Below are 21,934 nucleotides of genomic sequence, written 5' to 3'. Positions count from 1 at the left end.
TCCCCTCCAGCCATTCGATGAAGCGCGGTTTTTACACCATCATGTCGGCGCAGTTTTTTAGCTCGCTCGCCGACAACGCACTCTTCGTGGCGGCCGTGGAATTGCTCCGCACCAGCGGTGCCCCCGAATGGCAGCGCGCAGCACTGGTGCCCATGTTTGCCCTGTTTTACGTGGTGCTGGCGCCTTTCGTGGGCGCATTTGCCGATGCCTTGCCCAAGGGCCGGGTGATGTTTTTCAGCAATGCCATCAAGATCGTTGGCTGCCTGATGATGCTGTTCGGCTCGCACCCGCTGATTGCCTACGCCGTGGTGGGGCTGGGCGCAGCGGCCTATTCGCCCGCCAAGTACGGCATCCTCACCGAACTGCTGCCGGCCTCGCAATTGGTCAAGGCCAACGGCTGGATCGAGGGGCTGACCATTGCCTCCATCATCCTCGGGGTGCTGCTGGGCGGGCAACTTGTGGGGCAGCATCTGTCGGCAGCGCTGCTGTCCGTCGACATTCCCATGATCGATACCGGCGTCGACACCGCCGCCGAATCGGCCATTGCCGCGCTGATCGTGGTGTATGCGCTGGCCGCCTGGTTCAACACGCGCATCCCCCACACGGGCGTGGAGATGCGCCCGCTGCGCCAGCACCCGCAACGCAGCATTCTGGCCAGCACGCTGGCCCTGCTGCCCGACTTCTGGGCCTGCAACAGCCGCCTGTGGCACGACAAGCTGGGGCAGATTTCCCTATCGACCACCACCCTGTTCTGGGGCGCGGGGGGCAACCTCAAGTTCATCGTGCTGGCGTGGGCCGGGGTGGCCCTGGGCTACAACACCACGCAGGCATCGGCCCTGACAGGCGTGGTGGCCATCGGCACCGCCGTGGGCGCCGTGGCGGCATCGATGCGCATGCGCCTGGACATGGCCACCCGCGTGATTCCGCTGGGCATCACGATGGGGCTGCTGCTGATCCTGATGGTGTTCATCAGCAACATCTGGCTGGCCATTCCGTTCCTGATTCTTTTGGGCGGGCTGGGGGGCTTTCTGGTGGTGCCCATGAACGCCTTGCTGCAGCACCGGGGCCACAACCTCATGGGCGCAGGGCGGTCGATTGCCGTGCAGAACTTCAACGAGCAGGCCTGCATCCTGGGCCTGGGCGCTTTCTACAGCCTGTCGCTCAAGCTGGGGCTGTCGGTCTTTGGGGCCATCACGGTGTTTGGGGTGGTGGTGGCCGGCATCATGCTGGTCATCCAGCGCTGGCATGCCAGCAACTGCCGCAACCACAGCGAGGAACTCGATCACCTTCTGCACATCGCGCGGCAGGATACGCACCATTGATGCTATTATTTCAATAGCTATTGGCGCTTTCCACATAAGCGCTTGATGCCGATTTGATGCCAAAACTGCTTCCCATACTGGCACTGGTGCTCAACGCCTTGGTGTGGGGCGTCTCGTGGTGGCCTTTCAGGCAGCTGCACGCGGCCGGGCTGCACCCCCTGTGGGCGACGGCACTGATGTATGCGCTGGCGCTGGCCTGCCTGCTGCTGGCCCGGCCGCAAGCGCTGCGCACGTCGCTGCAACACCCCGCCCTGTGGCTGCTGGCGCTGAGCTCGGGCCTCACCAACGTGGCCTTCAACTGGGCTGTGACGGTGGGAGACGTGGTGCGCGTGGTGCTGCTGTTTTATCTCATGCCCGCCTGGTCGGTGCTGCTGGCCTGGAGGCTGCTGGGCGACCGCCCCACGGGCGTGGCGCTGGTGCGGCTGCTGCTGGCCTTTGCAGGCGTTGCGCTGGTGCTGGTGCCCGCAGATGCCGCATGGACCCGGCTGGCAGCCCACCTTTCGGGCGCCGACCTGCTGGCGCTGGCGGGCGGTTTTTGTTTTGCCCTGACCAACGTGACACTGCGGCGCCTGCATGCCGTGCCCGGCGAGGCGCGCATGCTCGCCATGTTTGGCGGCGGCGCCCTGCTGGCCGGCCTCAGTGCCACAGCGGGGCTGGCGGTGGGGGCCGTGCCCGCCCTGCCCGCCCCGGCCCTGGCCTGGGTCCTGCTGGCCCTGGCGCTGGCACTGGCCTTTCTGCTGGGCAACTACGCCCTGCAATATGGCGCCACGCGCCTGGCGGCGGGCACCACGGCACTGGTGATGCTGTCGGAGGTGGTGTTTGCCAGCGTGTCATCGGCCCTGCTCACCGCCGCCCCGCTGGAGCCGCGCACCCTGCTGGGCGGGTCGCTGATCATGCTGGCAGCACTGCTGGCTGCGCTGCAATATCGGCGCAGTGCCAGCGCCTGATGGCACGCACGGGCAATCGCCCAGCGCCATGCACGACGGGCAACCAGTCGCTACCATGCCCCCTTGCCCACAAGGAGTTGCCCATATGTCCAGCCTGTATGACTTTGAAGCCCAGCCCATGAGCGGCCCCGCCGTGCCGCTGCGGCAGTTCGAGGGCAAGGTTTTGCTGATCGTCAACACGGCCAGTGCCTGCGGCTTCACGCCCCAGTTTGGCGGGCTGGAAGAGCTGCACAAGCAATATGGCGACAAGGGGCTGATGGTGCTGGGTTTTCCGTGCAATCAGTTCGGCCACCAGGACCCGGGCAGCAACGACGAAATCGCCAGCTTTTGCCAGCTCAACTATGGCGTGAGTTTTCCGATGATGGCCAAGATCGACGTGAATGGCGCCAACGCCTCGCCCCTGTACCAGTGGCTCACCGCAGAAGCCCCGGGCCTGCTGGGCAGCAAGGCCATCAAGTGGAACTTCACGAAATTCCTCGTGGGCAAGGACGGCCGCGTGATCCGCCGCTATGCCCCGCAAGATGCGCCAAAAAAACTGGCAGGCGACATCGAGGCGGCGCTGGCCGCCCCAGGCGCTTAACAAGCGGCAATCAGGCCGTGGCAGCTGGCGGACGCTGGTGGCGCGCGCGCTCCAGCATCTGACCGGCCTGGCGCGGGTCCATGCCGTACATGTCGGCAAAGGCCTCCAGCGTCTGGCCGCTGGCTTCGAAGGCACGCAGCAGGGCCTCGTCCTTGGCATTGCGGGCTGCCCATTCGGCAAAGGCTTCTTCCAGGATGGCGTTGGCCGCCTCATCGCGGCCGGTGACCAGCTCGGTATAGGCCTCGCGCGTCAGGCCCGAGGCCTCAAACGCCTGGATCATGCGCTTGCGCAGCTTGGGCAAAACGTCGTCGCCCGCACGGGCCTTGCGGCGGCGAAACACCTCCAGCAACGCATGGTGCACGTGCTCGGGCGCCATGTCTTCAACGGGCTGGCCCGCGAGGTCGTGGCGCTTTTCGCCTGCGGCCACGCTTTGCAGGTAACGGGTGGAACGGGTGTGGATACCCAGCGCCACCTTGAGCGCATCGCGTTCAAACAGCTCGGGATGGGCTTCCAGCAGGTCCTGAAAGATGCCGCGCTTGAGCGGCAAAAACACCGCGCCAAACAGATGGGGATAAAGCCCCGCCAACTGTTCTAGCGCCGGGTGGGTGCGCGGGGGCGTGCGCGATGGCGCTTGCGGGCCTGCAGGCGCTTGGCCCTCGTTGCGCGCGCGATCACGGCCGCTGTTACGGCCACCGCGCCCACCCCGGGACGGGCGATCCCCGCGCGGGGAATCCGTGGCCATGGCGGCTGCGGCAGTGGCCGCCGGGGCGCTGTCGCCAGTCTCGGGCTGCTGCAACGCCTGCTGGGCGTTGGCAGCGGCTACCGGGGCGGCGGGCGCCGCGGTGGGTTCTTGGTCTGGCACGTGGTCGGTCATGGCTAGCGGGTGGAGGGCAACAAAACCCTCGATCATGCCAGCCTTGGCAAAACGCTCCTCACGGCGCGCACCACAACCACCTGTTGGGGGCAGGGATGTTGCAGCGTGCTGCGTCACGAGTCACCCCGTCATTGCGCCCCACCAGAGCAAGGAATTCGGCATCGGAAAGGTGAACGCACCACGACCGCATGGTCCGCGCATACCGGCTCCCAGCCCAGGTAGCCACCTCTATCGGTTGTTGCTCCCGGCTGGTCCTCGCCGCGATTGCGACTGGTTGCTGCCGCCCACATGCGACTCGCGGTCACTGCGGCTTTCGGGGGTGCGCTTGCCCTGGTTGATCTGGGTGGGGTCCTGCTCGCCCAGTTTGTTGGTGTCGTTCTCGACCTTGCCCGTGTGGGGCGGTTGCTTGTCGCGCGGGTTCTGATGGATCGTCATGAAGATCTCCTGTGTGTGGCGCAAGGCCAAAGCTTCGCAGACCACACTGCAGACGGTACAGGAAGCGAGGCCCGGTGGCAAACCGGGGCGCCCCCCCGGGATTGACGCCCGCTGCGGCGCCCCATAAAGTGGACGTCGCGCTTCGTGTGTTCGATTTTTCTCCCCCAGGAGAAGCCCCATGACTTCACGGATACCCCACCAAAGCCTGTCGCTCGGCAGGCGCATCGGGCCCTCGCCGGGATGGCTCAAGAACGCCGCCAACGGCCCGCTCATCCTGCGGCGGGCGCCATGAACGCCCCCTCTGGCACGCGAACCGTCCTGTACGACACGCCGCAGTTGGTGGCCGTCATCGACGAGATGGCGCGGCAGGCCAACGGCCTGCTCCACGGAGCCCACCCGGTGGCCGTGATTGGTGTGCTGCGCCGAGGCGCGCCGCTGGCAGATCGCCTGACCGCGCGGATGGTGGAGCTGTATGGGCTGCCTCAGCCGTTGCGGCTGGATCTGCAGGTCAAGCGTTATGCAGACGACCTGACGCTGCTCCACCCGGAAACCCTGCTGACAGAGCAGGCGCAACACGCCGCGCTGGATTTGCGCGGCTCTACGGTGCTGGTGGTCGATGATGTCTTGTACACCGGCCATTCGCTGCTGAGGGTGGTGGAATATCTGGCGCGCAAGCAGCCAGCGGCCATCCGGGTGGCCTGCCTGGTGGACCGTGTCACCACCCGCCTGCCCGTGCACGCCGATGTGGTGGGCGCCCGGCTTGGCATCGCCCCGCCAGACATCATCGAGTGCCATGTGCCGCCGTATGAGCCCGATTTCCGGATAGAGCTGGTGCAGCCCGCTCGCCCGCGATGAAACCACCCGAGGCCGCCCCATGTTCAAAGACCGCGATGACGCTGCCCATCAGCTGGCCGACCGCCTGAAAGGCTATCGCGACCAGCACCCCTTGGTATTGGCCATTCCGCGCGGTGCTGTGCCCATCGGCAAGATCGTGGCCCGGCAGATCGGCGGCGATTTCGACGTGGTGCTGGTGCGCAAGCTGCGCGCCCCCTTTGAGCCAGAGGTGGCGATTGGCTCGGTGGCGGAAAGCGGCTGGACCTACATCGCCCCCTATGCTGCCGCGGTAGGCGCCGACCAGGACTACATCGCTGCAGAAAAGCAGAAGCAGCTGGCTACCATCCACTCGCGCCGCGTGCAATACACACCGATCCATGCACCGATCGATCCGCAAGGGCGCGTCGTCATCGTGGTGGACGATGGTCTGGCCACGGGGGCCACCATGATGGCTGCGCTGCACAGCCTGCGCCAGCACCAACCCGGCAAGCTGGTCTGCGCCATCCCTGTCGCATCAACCGATGCCCTGCAGAAAATCCGGCCCATGGCGGACGAGGTGGTGTGCCTGCAGGCGCCGGAAGATTTTCAGGCGGTAGGCCAGTTTTACCGCCACTTCCCTCAGGTGGATGACGAGGAAGTGATCGCGCTACTGCGCGCCTGAGGGTGCCCCGCGCGTAGGCAAATGCTGCGCGAACCAGTCGGCCGCCAGGCGGGCCACGGCCTCCAGCGTTCCGGGCTCTTCAAACAGATGGGTGGCACCGGGAACGATGGTCAGGTGGGTGGGCCCGGGCATGTGCGCGGCGGCGCACCGGTTGAGGGCCAGCACCTCTTCGTCGCACGCGCCCACCAGCATCAGGGTGGGGCACTGCACCCGCGCAAGATCACGGGCCGGGGCGAGATCCGGGCGCCCGCCGCGGGAGACCACGGCCCGTATGCCTGCACCCTGCGAGGCAGCCGCACTCAAGGCCGCCGCAGCACCGGTGCTGGCACCGAAATACCCCATGGGCAGCAATGCCGTTGCGGGCTGGCGCCTGGACCAATCGGTCACATCCAGCAGGCGTTGCGTGAGAAGCGGGATGTCAAACCGCGTGGCGTAGACACGGTCTTCCTCTGGCGTGAGCAGATCGACCAGCAGGGTCGCCAGGCCGCGTTCTCGCAGCACCCGCGCCACATGGTTGTTGCGGGGGCTGTGGCGGCTGCTGCCGCTGCCGTGGGCAAACAGCACCAGACCCTGGCTGTCGGGCGGGCAATCCAGCGCGCCCTCGATAAGGCCAGCGTCCACCGGGATACGAACCAGTTGCTCCGTCGCAGCGTGCATGGGGTTTCACCTCTGCCGCCATTGTCTTCGCCTGCCACTCGGCCATGCCCCGAAACGCCCGGATCACCCATCCTGGCAACGCGGGAAAAGACCGGACAGGATTTCAAGGCGCGGCCAGCGCTTCGTCCAGTACTTCCACCCAGTGCCTCACGGGCGTGGCCGTGCCACTTTGCAGATGCGTGATGCAGCCGATGTTGGCCGAAAGAATGGCGTCGGGCGCCTGCTCGCCAAAGGCTTCGCCCAGCACACCGAGCTTGCGGTCGCGCAGCTGGTACGACAGGTCCGGGTTGAGCACCGAATAGGTGCCCGCCGAGCCACAGCACAGGTGGGATTCGTTGCGTGCCACGCGCAGCTTGAAGCCCAGCTGGTTCAGGTGCGTCTCTACCCCGCCGCGCAGTTGCTGGCCATGCTGCAGGGTGCAAGGCGGGTGGTAGGCAAACAGCACGTCGGGGGGCTGCACGCGGCCGGCCAGTTTTTGCGCCAGCTCGGGCAACAGCGCGGGCAGCAGCTCCGACAGGTCGCGCGTGAGGGCGCTGATGCGCTCGGCTTTGGTGGCGTAGTGCGGGTCATCCTTGAGGATGTGGCCGTATTCCTTGACGGTGACGCCGCAGCCCGAGGCGTTCATGACAATGGATTCCACACCGCCCGCCTCCACCAGCGGCCACCAGGCATCGATGTTGGCGCGCATCTCGGCCTTGCCGCCTTCCTGGTCGTTGAGGTGGAACTTGACGGCACCGCAGCAGCCTGCCTGGGGCGCGATCACGGTCTGGATGCCCGCGGCGTCCAGCACGCGGGCGGTGGCGGTGTTGATGTTGGGCATCATGGCCGGCTGCACGCAGCCCGCCAGCATGAGCACCTTGCGCGCATGCTCGCGGGTGGGCCAGGCCCCTGCCTTTTGCGGCGCGGGCACCTTGGCCTGGAGGGATTTGGGCAGCAGGCCGCGCACTGCCTGGCCCACCTTCATGGCGGGGGAAAACAAGGGCGATGGCAGGCCCTCTTTCAGCGCCCAGCGCAGGGCCTTTTCGCCCAGGGGACGGGGCACTTTTTCGTCCACCAGCTTGCGCCCGATGTCGATCAGGTGGCCATACTGCACGCCGCTGGGGCAGGTGCTTTCGCAGTTGCGGCAAGTGAGGCACCGGTCCAGATGCATCTGCGTCTTGCGCGTGGGCGCCTGGCCTTCGAGCACCTGTTTGATGAGGTAGATGCGGCCGCGCGGGCCATCCAGCTCGTCGCCCAGCAGCTGGTAGGTGGGGCAGGTTGCCGTGCAGAAACCGCAGTGCACGCATTTGCGCACGATGGCTTCGGCCTCCAGGCCATCGGGGCGGGCGCGGTATTCAGGGGCGAGTTGGGTTTGCATGGGTGCAGCCTGGACAGGTCAACAGAAAAAATCAGGGGGCGGGGGGCAACTGGGCAGGCGCGGCCTTGCGCAGCGGATGGCGCAGGCGCGCCCGGTCGGCCCACAGCGGGGGCAGCGACAGGGCCAGCAGCACCAGCGCCAGTGGCACCACAAAAACGAAACCTACATGCTTGAAGCCGGCCGCCCCGGCAATGCCGCCAATGAGGAACATCGCCACCAGCCCCGCAAACAGACGCAGCCGGGCATGGTTGGAGCGCACCTGGTTTTCCAGCGCGGTGCCGGTGCGGTTCCAGTAGAGCAACTTGCCCAGCTCGATGCCCAGGTCGGTCACCACGCCTGTCATGTGGGTGGTGCGGATCTGGGACGAAGACATCTTGGTCACCGTGGCGTTTTGCAGACCCATGATGAAAGACAGCAGAAGCACCGTCATGGGCACGGAAAAAGGCGTGCGCCAGTCCAGCGTGATGGCACCCACCAGGCCGAACACCAGCAGGAGCAGGGCCACCACCACCAGCGGCAGTGCATAACTGCTGTGCAACTTGCGCTGCAGCGCCCAGTTCACCATCACCGCCGTGGTGGCCGCCCCGCTGATGAAGGCCAGCAGGGCCCCCACGGCGCTGAGCACCAGCACCATGTTGCCCAGCACGAGGTTGTCGGCCAGCATGGAAAGAAAGCCCGTCATGTGCGAGGTGTACAGGTTCACCACCAGAAAACCGCCCGCATTCACCGCCCCGGCATTGAAGGCCAGCAACAGGCCCAGCACGCGATTGCTGGTACCCGTGCGGTGGTGGCCGGTGAGGTGCCGCAGGCGCCGCATGTTCAGATCCCGGTTCAGCACCGGCGAGGCGCCGCGCGCCGCTGCGCCTTGCACGGGTAAAGCGCCCCGTGCCGGACGGCGATGGCAAGCACGCGCACGCTCCTTACCACTGCGGCGCCATGCGGCCGGGGTTGAAGATACCGGCCGGGTCGAAGCTGTGCTTGAGGCGCGCGTGGATCTGCTCCAATGCCGCAGATTTCAGATCAAATTGACCCCCAGCCCTTTCCCCGACTGCGCCGTCAGCTATGAATAGTGAAGCACTCCCACCCACTGCCCGGGCTGCTTCGCGCAGCACATCACCGTGCGCAAGCGGCGCCTGAACCCAGCGCAGGGCACCATGCCATTCGACCAGCGGCGACACGCCACCCGGCAGCGCCAGCACGGGGGCCGTGGCGGGCAGCGACAGGCGCCACAGCGCCTGCCCGGGCCGCGCCAGGCGGGCAGCGAACCAGGGCAGCGTCTGCTCCCGGCAGGCCTGCCAGTCGGGTGCCGCGGTGGCGTTGTCGAGCCGCGTGCCGCCCATGCTTTTGCAGGCCGCATCCACCGCCGCCACGGCGCCACGCAGGCGCACATAGAGCTGGCCCACACCCGCGTCCTCCACCCAGCAACTGGCATTGAGCGGCAATGGCTGGCCACCCCAGGCGTGCAGCTTGCGCAGGGCATCGGCCTGGTTGCATTCGAAGCGCAGCGTGGCTTCGGCGGGAGCCACGGGCAACACCTTGAGGCTGACCTCGGTGAGCAGGCCCAGCGTGCCCCAGGCGCCCGCCATCAGGCGCGAAACATCGTAGCCCGCCACGTTTTTCATCACCTGGCCACCAAACGTGAGCAGCTCGCCGCGCCCGTTGATCAGCACCACACCCAGCAGGTAGTCGCGCACCGCACCCACGCTGGCGCGGGCGGGGCCGCTGAGCCCGGCCGCCACCATGCCCCCCACCGTGGCACCCGGGCCGAAATGGGGTGGCTCGAACGGCAGGCACTGGCCTTTTTCGGCCAGTACGGCCTCCAGATCGGACAGCGGCGTACCGGCGCGCGCCGTCACCACCAGTTCACTGGGCTCATAGCTCACGATGCCGTTGAGTGGGCGGGTGTCCAGCACCTCGCCGTGCAGCGCAAGGCCGTGAAAGTCCTTGGTGCCCCCGCCGCGGATGCGCAGGGGGGAACGACGCTCGGCGCTGTCGCGCACGCAGTCGATGATCTGGCGAAGAGCTATATCCATGGGGCAATGGTACTGCCCTGTACTGAACCGGGGTGGGGGTGTCAGTTTGATTTTTTTGAACGCTGAACGTGAGTGCAATCGCACCCACGTTCAGTTAGCGGCTTTCAAACATGCTGAAACACCAACGCATCCACGGCGGTCACCCCTTGCCCCTCGGGCAGGATCAGCAGCGGATTGATCTCGGCATCAGCAACGCGCAGTTCCGGCTTCAAAGCCAACTGCGACAGCGCACTCACGGTATGCGCCAGGGCCTCCAGATCGCCCCGCGCCTTGCCGCGCAGGCCCGTCAGCGGCTTCAGCGCATTGACCTCCAGGACCATCTCGCGCGCCGTCTCCACCGTCACCGGGGCCAGACGAATACTGCGGTCCTTCGCCACCTCTGCCCAGATGCCGCCTGCGGCCAGCATGATGATGGGGCCGGCGTCGGCGTCCACACGGTAGCCCACCAGCACCTCGCCCAAGCCTTTTTGCATGGGCTGCACCAGCACCTCGTCACAGAATGCTCTGGGCGCCTTCTCGTCCAGGTTGTGCCGCAGCGTGGCCATGGCAGCGACCAGTTCCTCGTCGCTGCCAATGTTCAGCAGCACACCGCCCACCTCGGTCTTGTGTGGAATGTCTGCCGAGCAGACCTTGGCCACCACAGGGTAGGCAAAGGGCAGCGACGCAGCCTCGCCGCCAAAGTGCCGCAGCACGACGGGCGCGTGCGGCACACCCACCGCATCGAGGATGCCGTAGGCATCGGCCTCGCTCAGCGTGCGCGTTGGGCCGGTGGCGGGCAGCCGTGGCTCTTGGCCCGGCTGGCGGCGCGCCAGCACGGCGGCGATGGCGTCGCCGCAGGCCTCGGGCGAGCGAAAGCACGGCACGCCAGCTGCGGTAAGCGCGGCCAGCGCCTCGGGTGCATCGGGCACCAGCATGGCCGCCAGCGGCTTGGGTTGCCCGGCGCATTCGACGATGGGCTTGACTGCCAGTTGCGGCTGGAAGCGTGCGGACGAACCCACCACGGCCAGCACCAGATCAAATTCGGGTGCGCTGAGCAGGATGTCCAGCGTGCCCTTCATGGTTTCGTATTTGGTGCCCGCGAGCGTCATGTCGAGCACGCGGCCGGGCGTGCATGGCAGGCCAGCCTGCTCCAGGCGCTTGAGCGTCTCTGCGGAAGGTGGCTCCACGACCACGCCCCGGATTCCGAGCTGGTCCACAGCCATCGCCGCACCGCCGCCGGTGGTGGTGACCACGCCCACGCGCTTGGGCGCACTCTCCAGCGGGATGCGCTTGGCGAGTGGGAAGGTTTCCAGCAGTGCGTCCAGCACGCCTACACGGGCGATACCCAAATCCTTGAAATAGGCGTCGGCAATGTCGTCTTCTCCCGCAATGGCGCCGGTGTGGGTGGTGGCCATCTCGGCGGCAGCAGCGCTGCGCCCGAGCTTGTAGGCGATTACCGGCTTGCCCGCCCGGTGCGCAGCGCGCGCAAAGGCACGCAATTCGGGGCCGTGGCGCATGCTCTCCAGGAACAGCAGATATCCCTCGATCGCAGGGTCATCCAGTGTGGCGGCGCAGATCTCGCCTACGTTCAAATCCACCTCGCTGCCCACCGACACCAGCCCAGCGAAACCCACGCCGCGTGCCTTGCCGCGCGAGACCAGCGCGCCGATCATGCTGCCGCTGTGCGAGGCGACGAAGACTTTCCCCGGCGGGATGTCTGGCTCGGCAAAAGCGGCGTTGGCGGTGAGCACCAGGCCCGTACGCGGGTTGACCACGCCCAGGCTGCTAGGTCCGAGGATGCGAATACCCGTCTCGCGGGCGATCTGGCGTAATTCTTCCTCGCGCTGCACGCCCTCGGTGCCGGATTCGGAAAAACCGCTGGCCAGGATAGTGACCACTTTCACGCCCAAGGCCGCACACTCGCGCACCGCCGGGATCACGGTTTCGGTGGGGGTGAGTACGAAAACCTGGTCAGGCACCTCGGGCAGGCTTTGCAGGCTGGGCCAAGCCTGGAGGCCTTGGATTTCCGCGCGCTTGGGATTGATGGGATAGATGCGACCGGCAAAACCCGAGCGTTTCAGAAACTGCACGGGCCTCCCGCCCATCTTGCTCGCGTCATCCGAGGCGCCGTACAGGGCGATGCTGGCCGGATGGAGCAGCGCCTGTGCCAGCTGCGCCATAGAGTCTTGGTGTGATTTCATTGCGTGTCGATTTTGATGGTCTTGAACTGCTCGCCCCATTGCGCGACCTCGCGCTGGATGTCGCCGCGAAACTCCTCGGGGCTGTTGCCGATCACGAGGGCGCCCAGAGACTCCAGCTTGGCCTTGATTTCCGGGGTCTGCAGTGCCTCTACAGCCGCTGCGTGCAATTTTTTGACGATGGCGGGGGGCGTGCCCACAGGGGCCAGCAGGCCGTTCCACGAGTCCGAGACCATCGCCGGGAAACCCGCCTGCGCGAAGGTGGGCACGTCGGCCAGGCCCGACAGACGCAGCGGTCCAGCCACCGCCAGGGACTTGACCTTGCCCGCTTGCAGGTGCGGCATGGCGCCACTTGCGGACACAAAAGCCAAATCCACATGCCCCGCAATCAAATCCGTCATGACGTTGCTGGCCCCTTTGTAAGGGATGTGCGTGAGCTGCATGCCCGTCAGGCGCTGGAGCAGCTCGGTTGCCATGTGTTGCGACCCACCCAGACCGGTGGTACCGAAAGTGAGCTTGCCCGGCTCTTTTTTCGCCAGGGCGATGAGCTCCTTGACATTGCCCACACCCAAATCGGGCCGTACTGCCAGCACGCCGGGTGAGGAGGACAGCTTGGAGATGGGCGTAAAGCTTTTGACAGCGTCGAACTTCAGCTTCTTGTAAACGTAGCTGTTCATCGTGAGCGGAGCTGCTGCTACCAGCAATGTGTAGCCGTCGGCCGGGGCTGCGGCTACTGCTTCGGAAGCGATGTTGGAGCCGGCACCGGGGCGGTTGTCGACGATAAAGGGCTGGCCCAGCCGCGTCTGCATATGGACCGCAATCATCCGCGCAACCAGATCAGTGGGTCCGCCCGCCGAGTAGCCCACGATAATGCGCACGGGCTTGGAAGGGTAGGCCGCTTCGGCCATGGCGCCACTGGCCAACCCCAGGGACAATGCCGCGCAGGCGGCCAGCGAGAAACTGCGACGATTCATGTTTGTCTCCTTGATTTGTGGTTATCAGTCTTTGGCCGGACGCTGCGAGAACGTGCGACCAAAAACACCTTCCGCGATGCGGTTCTTCAGGATTTCGATGGAGCCGCCAGCGATCATCCAGCCGCGTGTGCGCCGCACGCAGTACTCCACCAGCGACTCCTGGCTGAAGCCCATGCCGCCCATCACCTGCAGCGCCTCGTTGGACACCTCCCAGCCCGCCATGTTGCAAGCCAGCTTGGCCATGGCCGTGCTTTGCGCGCTGGGCAGACCATGTTCACCCTCCATGGCGGCTCGGTACAGCATGAGTTGCGCCTGCTCCAGCTTCATGGCCATGTCGGCAAACTTCCACTGCAGGCCCTGAAACTCGCACAGCTCACGTCCGAACTGCTTGCGCGTCATGGCGTGCTCACGGGCCGCATTGAAGGCATAGCGGCCCAGCGCCAGTGCGCGCGAGGAGTTGCCCAGTCGCTCCACGTTGAAGCCAGAAATCTGCTTCTTGAACCCGCCGGGCCCCAGCAGCACGTTGGCGGCCGGAATGCGGCACTCATCAAAATACAGCTGCGCCCACTGCTCGCCATTCATGAAGTTCGATGGTGTGCCAACCTGAAAGCCGGGTGTGCCGCGCTCGACCAGCACTGAGCCAATGCCGCCCACGCCAGGCCCAAAGCGCACATAGATCAGGAACAGTTCCGCTTCCGGACTGTGGGTTGAAAACACCTTGCTGCCGTTGATGACGTAGTGGTCGCCGTCCTGGCGCGCACTGGTCTTGAGCTCGGTGACGGCAGAGCCCGCGTCGGGCTCGGTCATGCCCAGCGAGATCAGCTTGCGGCCTGCCAGCAGGTCGGGCAGAAAGCGCTGTTTTTGCTCCGGCGTGGCGTACTCGACGAAGGTGCGGATAGGGCCAAAGTTGCCTGCCTGCACGATATCGGCGCTCTTGGGGCAGACCAGCGCGATTTGCTCGATGGCAAGCACGGCGTGCATCAACGTGCCGCCCTGACCGTGGTCTTCCTCGGGGAAGGCGATGCCCAGCAGGCCCTGCTCGGCCAGCAGTGCGGCCGTCTCCCAGGGGTAGTGGGATGAATGTGCGCGCTCCAGAGCTCCGTCCTTGAGCTTGTCTTGGGCAAAACGTGCCACCGAGTCGGCAAATGCCTGGTGCTCTTCACTGAGTTTGAAATCCATGTGCGTTCCTGCGTGGTGTGTAAGTGGACTCAATAGTGCCGACGCCTCCCTGTTTTGAGAACTTCGTCTTTTGTCAGGAGCCCCTACAAATACTCATACCACCACCACTTCTGCGAAGTTCACAGCAACACCCGCACGCGCGACGATACATACCCATGCAAACACCTCCGCTGAAATCCATGACTGCTGCCCAACGCTTTGCCGAATTCGCCTCGTCCCTGAATCAGGCAACCCTTGCTCCCGAAGTCGTCCACCATGCCAAGCGCGCCATCGTTGATTGGTACGCGGCGCTGCTACCTGGAGCGATCGAGTCACCCCCGACGCTGCTGGAACAGGCCCTTGCCGAAGACCTGGACCGAGGCGACGCACGCCTCGCCCTGGGCCGTGCGGCCACCGTGCGTACAGCGGCGCTCATCAACGGCACAGCAGCGCACACCGTGGAGGTTGACGACATCTACCGCGAAGCTATCTACCACCCCGGTGCCCCCACCATCGCTGCGACGCTGGCCTTGGCCCAGGCACGGCGGGCCACAGGACTACAAATGATTCGCGCTGTAGTGGCTGGCTACGAGGTATCCACACGCATCGGCGCTGCGCTGGGGCGGGCGCACTACCGCTACTGGCACAACACGGGCACTGTGGGTACCTTTGGCGCGGCGTCGGCAGCAGCCACGCTGCTGGGACTGGATGCCGAGCGGCACGCGCACGCGCTGTGCACGGGCGCCACCTTTGCGGCCGGGCTGCAGCAGGCATTTCGCATGGATTCGATGTCCAAACCGCTGCACGCGGGCCACGCCGCTGAGGCTGGCGTGCTGGCCGCATTGGCGGCCGAGCGTGGTGTTACCGGCTCGCTCGACGTGCTCGATGGTGACGCTGGCATGGGCCGGGCCATGGGTGACGCGCCCGACTGGAACCTGGCCACCGCCACGCTGGGGCAGGACTTCCACATCACGCGCATGACGTTCAAGAACCACGCCTGCTGCGGCCACACCTTTGCACCCATCGACGGTGCGCTGGAACTGCAGGCACGCATGGGTCTGCGCTGGCAGGAGCTGGACGCCATCGAGGTAGCCACCTACGGCCCGGCGCTGGCGGTGGCAGGCAACTTCACGCCCCGCACCGCGGCCGAGGCGCGCTTCTCCATCCCCTTCGTGGTGGCGACGGCCCTGATCCACGGCAGCGTGCGCCTGTCGGCCTTCACACCTGAGCGGTTGGTAGATCCGGAGATCCGCGCACTCATGGCGCGTATCCGGCTCACCGTCGATCCCGCGCTGGATGCGGGTTTTCCGGGCCAGCGGGCCGCGCGCTTGCGCTTCTCCACCTTGGACGGCAGACAGGCGGAGTACCTGCAACCCACGCGCAAGGGCGATCCAGAGCAACCCCTGACAGACGAAGAACTCTCCGCAAAATTTATGGAGCTGGCCGTGCCAGTGGTGGGCGATGGGCGTGCCCGTAGCTTGCTGGACGGCCTCTGGGCACTGGACACGCGCGCACACCTGCTGGACCTCTGACGGCGCATGCCCGGCGCCACCTCCAAGTTCCTCACGTTGCTGCTGGCGTGGGCGGCTGCCGAAATCTGCGGCCGCCTGCATATCCCCGTACCGTGGATGCTCGGCCCGTTGCTCGCCACGGCGCTGGCCACGCTGGCCGGTATGCCCACGTGCAGCAGCCTGAGGTTGCGCAATGGTGGTCAATGGGTGATGGGCGCATCGCTGGGTTTGTATTTCACGCCCACCATCGTGACCCAGCTTGTAAACCTGTGGTGGGCGGTGCTGGTGGCGGTCGGTTGGTCGCTGGCGCTCGGCATGGCATACGGGCACTGGCTGTACCGCTCCTGCGTAGGCCGGTTGCGCGGGGTGCCCGACGATGCGCTGCGGCCTTCGGCCTATTTCGCGGGCGCCATCGGCGCGGCATCCGAGATGACGCTGCTCGCCGACAGGGAAGGCGCGCGAACCGACCTCGTTGCCGCCTCGCACAGCCTGCGCATGCTGATCGTAGTGCTGGTCATGCCCTTCAGCATGCTGCTGGCGAAGTCCTGGTGGGGCCTGGAGGTGGTGGATATCGTCCCACCGGCCAGCGCGCCCTTCACGGTGGTTGGCGGGGCCTGGCTGGCGCTGTTTACGGTGGCAGGGGGCTTGGTCCTGAAGCTGCTTGGTCTACCCAACCCCTGGTTTCTCGGCCCGCTGCTGGTGGCTATCGGGCTGGCCGCCAGCGAAACGGCCCCTGCGACCGTGCCCACGCTGCTTTCCAACACGGCGCAGCTGCTCATCGGCGTCAGCCTGGGCGTGCGCTTCAGTCCGCAATTCCTGCACACCGCGCCGCGCTGGCTGGCGCACGTGGCGCTAGGTACCGTGGGCGTGATCGCGGCCTGCGCTACGTTTGGCGTGGCGCTGGCCTGGGCCACGGGGCTCCATCCGGCCACTGCCATTCTGGGCACGGCACCGGGTGGCATGACGGAGATGTCCATCACCGCCAAGGCACTGCAATTGGGCGTGCCCGTCGTCACTGCCCTGCAGGTGACGCGGCTGGTTGCGGTGCTGATTCTGGTGCGGCCGGCCTACCGTCTGTGGGCGACTTGGCGTCGCGATGGCGTGCACTCGCCTCAGCCATGACCAAAGCTCATTCCTCCACGACAAATTGTCGGTTGTGCCTGTGACGGTGGTATGGAACATTCACTTCAGGAGATAAAAAATTATGCACACCACCAATGGTGACAAGACAGGCAGCGCGGACGACTGGCTGACTTACCGCGGCCGCTGGGTCAACGTCACCTTCATGATAAAAAAAGGCGATGAGGAATACCTCGTCACCCTTCGCGACGGGCGCGTGATGCATCTCCAGCCCGGCCCGCACGTGATGCCGCGCTGGACATTTGCACTAGTCGCGGGTGAGGACGCTTGGCAGCGCTTCTGGGCGCATGAGCCGCAACCGCGCTTTCACGACCTGATGGCGATGGTCAAGTTCAATACGCTGCGGGTCGAGGGCGACCCAACCATCTTCATGAGCAACTTGCTTTACTTTAAAGAGCTGGTCAAGCGGCTCGGAGGGCAACTCCATGCGCGTTGAAAAAGAGGCCGTTACCGGCGGCTATGTGAACTTCGAGATCGCGGGCCGCATGTGCCGTGTGTATTACGAGATGGCCGGCAGCGGCCAACCCCTGTTGTGCCTGCATACGGCGGGCAGCGACACACGACAGTACCGCGCGTTGCTCAACTCGCCAGAACTGACGGCGGGCCACCGGGTGATCTGCTTCGATATGCCCTGGCACGGAAAATCCTCCCCGCCCGAGGGCTGGCAATCGCATGAGTACCAACTGACCAGCGCGCTCTATGTGCAGACCATCCTGGCCTTCGTGGACGCGATGCAGATCGAGCGCCCCATTGCAATGGGCTGCTCGATCGGCGGTCGCGTGGTGCTGCACCTGGCGTTGCAGCAGCCGGAGCGCTTCAAGGCTCTGATCGGCCTGCAATCGGGCGCGCACGTTCACCGGTACTACGACCTGGACTGGCTGCACCGCCCCGACGTGCACGGCGGCGAGGTGTGTGCCGGAATCGTCTCCGGCCTCATCGGACCAGGGGCATCGAAGCGTGACCGCTGGGAGACGCTGTGGCACTACATGCAAAGCGGCCCCGGCGTCTTCAAGGGTGACCTGCATTTCTACACGGGCGAGGGCGACCTGCGTGGGCGCGTGCAGCAAATCGACACCGCGCTCTGCCCGCTCTACCTGCTCACTGGCGAGTACGACTATTCATGCACACCCGAGGACAGTGAAGACCTGGCGCGCCTGATTCCCGGTGCACAGCTTCAGATCATGCCGGGCCTGGGCCACTTCCCGATGAGTGAGGCGCCGCAGGAATTCCTGCGTCACCTACTTCCCGTGTTGCAACGCATTCAAACTTCGTAAGGAACATCATGAAAGTCGGATTCATCGGCCTCGGCCGCATGGGCTTCGCCCTGGCCTCCCACTTGCTGCGCAAGGGCGTTCAACTCACGGTGCACGACATTCAGAGTGTCCCCGTGGACGCGCTCGTGGCGCAGGGCGCCTTGCGCGCGGCCAGCATCCGGGAGCTCGCGGCGAGTGTGGACTTGGTCTTCACCATGCTGCCCGGCCCCAAGCAATCGCGCGCGGTCATTCTGGGTGCAGACGGTGTGCTGGACGGCCTGCGCAGTGGTAGCTACCTGGTTGAGCTGAGCACCATCGACACCGACACGGTGGACGAACTGGCCCGTGCATCGCGCGAGCGCGGCGTGCATTTCGCCGACGCCCCCGTGGGCCGCTTGGCCGCCCACGCCGACCGCGGCGAATCGCTATTCATGTTGGGCGCTTCCGAAACCGATCTCGCCACGCTTGAACCCTTGCTACTGAAGATGGGCACTACGGTGCTGCACTGCGGAGACCCAGGCAGCGGCACGCGCATGAAGCTCATCAACAACTTGATGGTGCTGTGTTACTGCCAACTCAATTCTGAGGCACTGGTGCTCGCCAATGCGCTGGGCCTGGATACGCGCAAGACCTTTGACGTGCTCACTGGTACCACGGCGTCGAATGGGCAGCTCAAGGAGAAGTGGCCCGTGAAAGTGCTCGGCGGCGACCTAACGCCGGGATTCGATATCGCACTGGGTTTCAAGGACCTCACGCTGGCTTGCCAGGCCGCGCAGTCGGCTGGCATCTCACTGCCCATGGGCAACCTGGCGCGCAGCCTTTTTCAACTCGCACGCCATTCGGGCAAGGATGGGCAAGACACCTCTTGCATGACGGATTTCTGGGCCGAGTCCAACGGGCTGCCGCCGGTGCGGATGTAGCGCCCTTCAGGCACAAAAAACCCCAAGCAATCGAAAATTTAACAGGAGACAAGCAATGAAACTCACCTACACCAAGGCAGCGGTCGCCGTCGCGCTGCTCACCGCCTCAATGCTCGGGTCCGCTCAGGACAAAACCGCGCGCATCTCGGACGGTGTTGTCAAGATCGGCGTGCTGACCGACATGAATGGCCCCTTCATGGACAACGTTGGAAAGGGCTCCGTCGTCGCGACCGAGATCGCCATTGAGGAATTTGGCGGCAAGGTGCTGGGTTACCCGATTCAGATGGTCACTGCCGACCACCAGAACAAGGCCGACGTGGGATCTGCCCGCGTGCGCGAGTGGTTCGACCGCGACCAGGTAGACGCGGCGACCGAATTGGGCAACAGCGCCGTGGCACTGGCTGCGATGAGGTTGGCGCAGGAAAAAGGGCGTATGTCCATCGTCACCGGCGCCGGTGCGGTCCGCATCTCCAATGAGGACTGCACGCCCAACAACCTGCACTGGGTTTATGACACCTATTCGCTCGCCAAGGTGGGCACGCAGTCTGTGGTGAAGGGGGGGGCCAAGACCTGGTATTACCTCACGGCGGACTATGCCTTCGGCCATTCTCTGGAAAACGACGGAAAGCAATTCATCGAGGCCGCTGGCGGCAAGGTGCTGGGCTCCTCGCGATACGCGTTTCCAGGCAGTGACTTTGCCTCCTACATCATTAAGGCGCAGGGCAGCAAGGCCAATGCGGTGGCCATTGCTACAGCGGGGCTCGACCTGCAGAACGCCATCAAGCAGGGCAAAGAATTCGGTCTGGCCAGCGGCGGGCAGAAGACCGTGGCCATGCTCATGAGCATCATGGACGTGCACGGCGTGGGCCTGAAGGACGCGGGCGGCATGCTGTTCGCCGAATCGTTCTATTGGGACCTGGACGACGCTTCGCGCGCGTTCGCGCGCAAGTTCTTCGAGCGGACCAAGCGCATGCCCACCGCATTGCAGGCCGGTCAGTATTCGGCCACGCTGAACTATCTCAAGGCCATCGAAAAGGCCAAATCCGACAATGTGGCCGACGTGATGAAGGCCATCAAGAGCATGCCTATCCAGGACGCCTTTGCCAAGAACGGCAAGGTACGTGGCGATGGCAAGATGATCCACGACATGTACCTCGTGCGCGTGAAGACGCCGCAGGAGTCGAAGGCCGCGTGGGACTACTACTCCGTGCTGGAGACTGTTCCGGGCGAGCACGCGTTCCACTCCGTTGCAGAGAGCAAGTGCTCCCTGCTCAAGTCGTGACGACCGCGCCATGAACCCAGCCTGCTACGAGATCCTCGCGGTGAAGTACGCCACCGTGGATCGGGCCCGGGGGAGCAACTTCCTGCATCCCGCACCCGGCGACCCTGAGGCGCCCATGGCGCTGGACTTCTTTGTCTGGCTGATCCAGGGGCCGGGCGGCGCGGTGCTGGTGGACACGGGCTTCAGCCCCGCCTCGGCGCTCGTTCGCAGACGGAACTACCTGGTCTCGCCACTGGAATCGCTGCGCCGCCTTGGCTACGCGCCCGAGGGCATACGTGATGTGGTGCTCACGCACTTGCACTACGACCATGCAGGCAACGTAGGCGAATTCCCCGCCGCCACCGTCTGGGTGCAGGACCGCGAGGTGCGCTACGCAACGGGCGACTGCATGTGTGACCCAAAGCAGAATCACTTCTTCTCGACTGACGACGTGGCCGTGCTCATCAAGCGCCTGTACCAGGGCAATGTGAGGATGGTCGATGGCTTCCATCTGCTGCGTGATGGCATTGAATTGCACCACGTGGGCGGCCATACCGACGGCCTGCAGGTGGTGCGCGTGCGCACCGCACGCGGCTGGGTGGTTCTCGCCTCCGATGCGGCGCATTACTACGAGAACCTGGCGCTGCAGAACCCATTCCCCGCCATCTTCAGTCTGGACGACATGCTGACGGGCTATGCACGCATCCGGGAACTGGCGGATGGTGAGGATCTCATCGTTCCCGGTCATGACCCTGCGGTCTGCACCCGTTTCGAGAGTGCGGGCGTGCCCGGCGTCCACGCCTGGCGAATCGCCTAACAATTTTTAATGTACGGAGACAAATTGACATGAACGCAAATCACAAACACAAGCGCGCCTTCCTTCTGGGCTGCGCGGCCCTCGCCCTTAGCAGCACGGCCTTCGCTCAGACTGCAGGCAGTGACTGGCCCACGCGGCCCGTCACCATCGTCGTTGGCTTCAGCGCTGGCGGCCCCACCGACGTGGTTGCGCGCATACTGGCTGACAACTTAACTACCCAGTTCAAGCAAAGCTTTGTGGTGGATAACAAGGCCGGCGCATCCGGAGGAGTGGCGGCCATGCAGGTGAAGCAGGCCGCGCCGGATGGCTACACGCTGATGTTCGGCAGCAGCAGCACGCTGTCCATCATCCCCACCCTGCAAAAGACTGGTTACGACCCGCTACTGGATTTCACTGCCATCGGCCTGGTGGCCAGCTATCCGTACTTCCTGGTGGCGCCCGCTTCGTCGAACATTACTTCCCTGGATGAGCTGCTGAAGCAAGGCCGTAGCTCTTCGTCGCGACTGAGTTACGGCTCCGCCGGCAACGGCGCGGTCAACCACCTCGCTAGTGAGTGGTTCAAGCATGAGGCGAAGATTGACGCGGTGCACATTCCTTACAAGGGCGACTCGGCCGCGGTAACCGACCTTGTGGCTGGCCGGCTGGATTTCGCTTTCCTCGCGGGATCCGTTGCCCTGCCGCAGGCCAAGGCTGGAAAGATGCGGCTGCTTGCCTCCGCCAGCGCAGTACCAGGACGCGGCGGCGATGGCCTGCCCACGCTGGGCGAGCAGCGCTTCAAAGGCTTCTCCGCCGAGCCATGGAACGGGCTGATGGGACCCAAGGGTATCCCGCAGTCCATCGTGGTCAAGCTCAACGCGGCCGTGAACCAAATCATGAGCCGTCCGGACGTGGTGGCGCGCCTAGCCGCCATGGAGCAATACCCGTTCACCGGCACGCCACAGCAATTCACCGACCATATCAAGACCCAGAAAGAGCGTTGGGCCGTGGTTATCCAGTCGTCGAACATCAAGGTGGACTGATGAG

Annotated in this window: 22 protein-coding genes; 13 read left to right on the top strand and 9 right to left on the bottom strand. The window is 65.2% G+C overall.

Going from position 1 to position 21,934, the window contains the following annotated elements; genetic code table 11:
- Nucleotides 1–17: 17 nt before the first annotated feature.
- From lplT to K226_RS0104565, 3 genes are all read left to right on the top strand, one after another.
- Nucleotides 18–1,322 (top strand): lysophospholipid transporter LplT, encoded by a 1,305-nt coding sequence (gene lplT / locus K226_RS0104575; protein ID WP_024813689.1) that lies wholly within the window; start codon nt 18–20, stop codon nt 1,320–1,322.
- 56 nt (nt 1,323–1,378) lie between these two features.
- Nucleotides 1,379–2,269 carry a DMT family transporter gene (locus K226_RS0104570; RefSeq protein ID WP_024813688.1) on the top strand — a complete coding sequence of 297 codons (891 nt, stop codon included), beginning with the start codon at nt 1,379–1,381 and terminating at the stop codon, nt 2,267–2,269.
- Nucleotides 2,270–2,354: 85 nt separating this feature from the next.
- Entirely contained in the window at nt 2,355–2,849 is a 495-nt protein-coding gene (locus tag K226_RS0104565) for a glutathione peroxidase (protein ID WP_024813687.1), read from the top strand.
- Between the two features lie 10 nt (nt 2,850–2,859).
- Here K226_RS0104565 and K226_RS0104560 read toward each other — a convergent pair whose 3' ends face one another.
- Nucleotides 2,860–3,723, bottom strand: a complete 864-nt coding sequence (locus tag K226_RS0104560; protein ID WP_024813686.1) for a ProQ/FINO family protein — start codon at nt 3,721–3,723, stop codon at nt 2,860–2,862.
- 228 nt (nt 3,724–3,951) lie between these two features.
- Nucleotides 3,952–4,158: a hypothetical protein gene (locus K226_RS0104555; protein WP_024813685.1), complete on the bottom strand. Its 207-nt coding sequence runs from the start codon at nt 4,156–4,158 to the stop codon at nt 3,952–3,954.
- A 288-nt stretch (nt 4,159–4,446) separates the two neighbouring features.
- Here K226_RS0104555 and K226_RS0104550 point away from each other — a divergent pair, with 288 nt between their 5' ends.
- Entirely contained in the window at nt 4,447–5,013 is a 567-nt protein-coding gene (locus tag K226_RS0104550; RefSeq protein WP_024813684.1) for a phosphoribosyltransferase domain-containing protein, read from the top strand.
- A 19-nt stretch (nt 5,014–5,032) separates the two neighbouring features.
- Nucleotides 5,033–5,653 (top strand): phosphoribosyltransferase, encoded by a 621-nt coding sequence (locus tag K226_RS0104545; RefSeq protein ID WP_024813683.1) that lies wholly within the window; start codon nt 5,033–5,035, stop codon nt 5,651–5,653.
- Here K226_RS0104545 and K226_RS0104540 read toward each other — a convergent pair.
- The 7 genes from K226_RS0104540 to K226_RS0104510 form a co-directional block, all read right to left on the bottom strand.
- A complete protein-coding gene (locus K226_RS0104540; RefSeq protein WP_024813682.1) occupies nt 5,639–6,310 on the bottom strand; it encodes a dienelactone hydrolase family protein in 672 nt (223 codons plus the stop codon). The two genes, K226_RS0104545 and K226_RS0104540, sit on opposite strands and share 15 nt — an antisense overlap.
- A gap of 103 nt (nt 6,311–6,413) precedes the next feature.
- Nucleotides 6,414–7,667 carry a glycolate oxidase subunit GlcF gene (glcF, locus tag K226_RS0104535; protein ID WP_024813681.1) on the bottom strand — a complete coding sequence of 418 codons (1,254 nt, stop codon included), beginning with the start codon at nt 7,665–7,667 and terminating at the stop codon, nt 6,414–6,416.
- A 31-nt stretch (nt 7,668–7,698) separates the two neighbouring features.
- Nucleotides 7,699–8,484, bottom strand: a complete 786-nt coding sequence (locus K226_RS0104530; RefSeq protein ID WP_024813680.1) for a YoaK family protein — start codon at nt 8,482–8,484, stop codon at nt 7,699–7,701.
- Nucleotides 8,485–8,587: 103 nt separating this feature from the next.
- The gene (gene glcE, locus K226_RS0104525) at nt 8,588–9,700 is read right to left on the bottom strand and encodes a glycolate oxidase subunit GlcE (protein WP_024813679.1); all 1,113 of its coding nucleotides are present in this window, start codon (nt 9,698–9,700) and stop codon (nt 8,588–8,590) included.
- Between the two features lie 104 nt (nt 9,701–9,804).
- Nucleotides 9,805–11,880, bottom strand: a complete 2,076-nt coding sequence (locus K226_RS0104520; protein WP_024813678.1) for an acetate--CoA ligase family protein — start codon at nt 11,878–11,880, stop codon at nt 9,805–9,807.
- The gene (locus K226_RS0104515; protein WP_024813677.1) at nt 11,877–12,851 is read right to left on the bottom strand and encodes a tripartite tricarboxylate transporter substrate binding protein; all 975 of its coding nucleotides are present in this window, start codon (nt 12,849–12,851) and stop codon (nt 11,877–11,879) included. Before K226_RS0104515 ends, K226_RS0104520 begins: the two co-directional genes overlap by 4 nt.
- A 24-nt stretch (nt 12,852–12,875) precedes the next feature.
- Nucleotides 12,876–14,030, bottom strand: a complete 1,155-nt coding sequence (locus K226_RS0104510) for an acyl-CoA dehydrogenase family protein (protein WP_024813676.1) — start codon at nt 14,028–14,030, stop codon at nt 12,876–12,878.
- Between the two features lie 179 nt (nt 14,031–14,209).
- Here K226_RS0104510 and K226_RS0104505 point away from each other — a divergent pair, with 179 nt between their 5' ends.
- From K226_RS0104505 to K226_RS0104470, 8 genes are all read left to right on the top strand, one after another.
- The gene (locus K226_RS0104505; RefSeq protein WP_024813675.1) at nt 14,210–15,541 is read left to right on the top strand and encodes an MmgE/PrpD family protein; all 1,332 of its coding nucleotides are present in this window, start codon (nt 14,210–14,212) and stop codon (nt 15,539–15,541) included.
- A gap of 6 nt (nt 15,542–15,547) precedes the next feature.
- Complete coding sequence (locus K226_RS0104500) at nt 15,548–16,642, top strand: AbrB family transcriptional regulator (RefSeq protein ID WP_024813674.1); 1,095 nt, start codon at nt 15,548–15,550, stop codon at nt 16,640–16,642.
- 82 nt (nt 16,643–16,724) lie between these two features.
- Nucleotides 16,725–17,096: a hypothetical protein gene (locus K226_RS0104495; protein ID WP_024813673.1), complete on the top strand. Its 372-nt coding sequence runs from the start codon at nt 16,725–16,727 to the stop codon at nt 17,094–17,096.
- Entirely contained in the window at nt 17,086–17,934 is an 849-nt protein-coding gene (locus K226_RS18670) for an alpha/beta fold hydrolase (protein WP_035240880.1), read from the top strand. The genes K226_RS0104495 and K226_RS18670 overlap by 11 nt, the downstream gene beginning before the upstream one ends.
- Nucleotides 17,935–17,942: 8 nt before the next feature.
- Nucleotides 17,943–18,833: an NAD(P)-dependent oxidoreductase gene (locus tag K226_RS0104485; protein ID WP_024813672.1), complete on the top strand. Its 891-nt coding sequence runs from the start codon at nt 17,943–17,945 to the stop codon at nt 18,831–18,833.
- A gap of 55 nt (nt 18,834–18,888) precedes the next feature.
- Nucleotides 18,889–20,115: an ABC transporter substrate-binding protein gene (locus tag K226_RS0104480; protein ID WP_024813671.1), complete on the top strand. Its 1,227-nt coding sequence runs from the start codon at nt 18,889–18,891 to the stop codon at nt 20,113–20,115.
- A gap of 10 nt (nt 20,116–20,125) precedes the next feature.
- On the top strand, nt 20,126–20,911 hold the full coding sequence (locus K226_RS0104475) for an N-acyl homoserine lactonase family protein (RefSeq protein ID WP_024813670.1): 786 nt from the start codon (nt 20,126–20,128) through the stop codon (nt 20,909–20,911).
- A gap of 29 nt (nt 20,912–20,940) precedes the next feature.
- Complete coding sequence (locus K226_RS0104470; protein WP_024813669.1) at nt 20,941–21,930, top strand: tripartite tricarboxylate transporter substrate binding protein; 990 nt, start codon at nt 20,941–20,943, stop codon at nt 21,928–21,930.
- Nucleotides 21,931–21,934: the final 4 nt, after the last annotated feature.

This window comes from Acidovorax sp. JHL-3, assembly GCF_000526295.1.
GTDB classification, from domain to species: Bacteria; Pseudomonadota; Gammaproteobacteria; order Burkholderiales; family Burkholderiaceae_C; genus Acidovorax; species Acidovorax defluvii.
This window is presented reverse-complemented; position numbering and strand designations above follow the sequence as displayed.

Coding starts and splice junctions, on each gene's coding strand:
- lplT (WP_024813689.1), top strand. CDS start 18: ATGAAGCGCGGTTTTTACACCATCATGTCGGCGCAGTTTTTTAGCTCG.
- K226_RS0104570 (WP_024813688.1), top strand. CDS start 1,379: ATGCCAAAACTGCTTCCCATACTGGCACTGGTGCTCAACGCCTTGGTG.
- K226_RS0104565 (WP_024813687.1), top strand. CDS start 2,355: ATGTCCAGCCTGTATGACTTTGAAGCCCAGCCCATGAGCGGCCCCGCC.
- K226_RS0104560 (WP_024813686.1), bottom strand. CDS start 3,723: ATGACCGACCACGTGCCAGACCAAGAACCCACCGCGGCGCCCGCCGCC.
- K226_RS0104555 (WP_024813685.1), bottom strand. CDS start 4,158: ATGACGATCCATCAGAACCCGCGCGACAAGCAACCGCCCCACACGGGC.
- K226_RS0104550 (WP_024813684.1), top strand. CDS start 4,447: ATGAACGCCCCCTCTGGCACGCGAACCGTCCTGTACGACACGCCGCAG.
- K226_RS0104545 (WP_024813683.1), top strand. CDS start 5,033: ATGTTCAAAGACCGCGATGACGCTGCCCATCAGCTGGCCGACCGCCTG.
- K226_RS0104540 (WP_024813682.1), bottom strand. CDS start 6,310: ATGCACGCTGCGACGGAGCAACTGGTTCGTATCCCGGTGGACGCTGGC.
- glcF (WP_024813681.1), bottom strand. CDS start 7,667: ATGCAAACCCAACTCGCCCCTGAATACCGCGCCCGCCCCGATGGCCTG.
- K226_RS0104530 (WP_024813680.1), bottom strand. CDS start 8,484: ATGCGGCGCCTGCGGCACCTCACCGGCCACCACCGCACGGGTACCAGC.
- glcE (WP_024813679.1), bottom strand. CDS start 9,700: ATGGATATAGCTCTTCGCCAGATCATCGACTGCGTGCGCGACAGCGCC.
- K226_RS0104520 (WP_024813678.1), bottom strand. CDS start 11,880: ATGAAATCACACCAAGACTCTATGGCGCAGCTGGCACAGGCGCTGCTC.
- K226_RS0104515 (WP_024813677.1), bottom strand. CDS start 12,851: ATGAATCGTCGCAGTTTCTCGCTGGCCGCCTGCGCGGCATTGTCCCTG.
- K226_RS0104510 (WP_024813676.1), bottom strand. CDS start 14,030: ATGGATTTCAAACTCAGTGAAGAGCACCAGGCATTTGCCGACTCGGTG.
- K226_RS0104505 (WP_024813675.1), top strand. CDS start 14,210: ATGACTGCTGCCCAACGCTTTGCCGAATTCGCCTCGTCCCTGAATCAG.
- K226_RS0104500 (WP_024813674.1), top strand. CDS start 15,548: ATGCCCGGCGCCACCTCCAAGTTCCTCACGTTGCTGCTGGCGTGGGCG.
- K226_RS0104495 (WP_024813673.1), top strand. CDS start 16,725: ATGCACACCACCAATGGTGACAAGACAGGCAGCGCGGACGACTGGCTG.
- K226_RS18670 (WP_035240880.1), top strand. CDS start 17,086: ATGCGCGTTGAAAAAGAGGCCGTTACCGGCGGCTATGTGAACTTCGAG.
- K226_RS0104485 (WP_024813672.1), top strand. CDS start 17,943: ATGAAAGTCGGATTCATCGGCCTCGGCCGCATGGGCTTCGCCCTGGCC.
- K226_RS0104480 (WP_024813671.1), top strand. CDS start 18,889: ATGAAACTCACCTACACCAAGGCAGCGGTCGCCGTCGCGCTGCTCACC.
- K226_RS0104475 (WP_024813670.1), top strand. CDS start 20,126: ATGAACCCAGCCTGCTACGAGATCCTCGCGGTGAAGTACGCCACCGTG.
- K226_RS0104470 (WP_024813669.1), top strand. CDS start 20,941: ATGAACGCAAATCACAAACACAAGCGCGCCTTCCTTCTGGGCTGCGCG.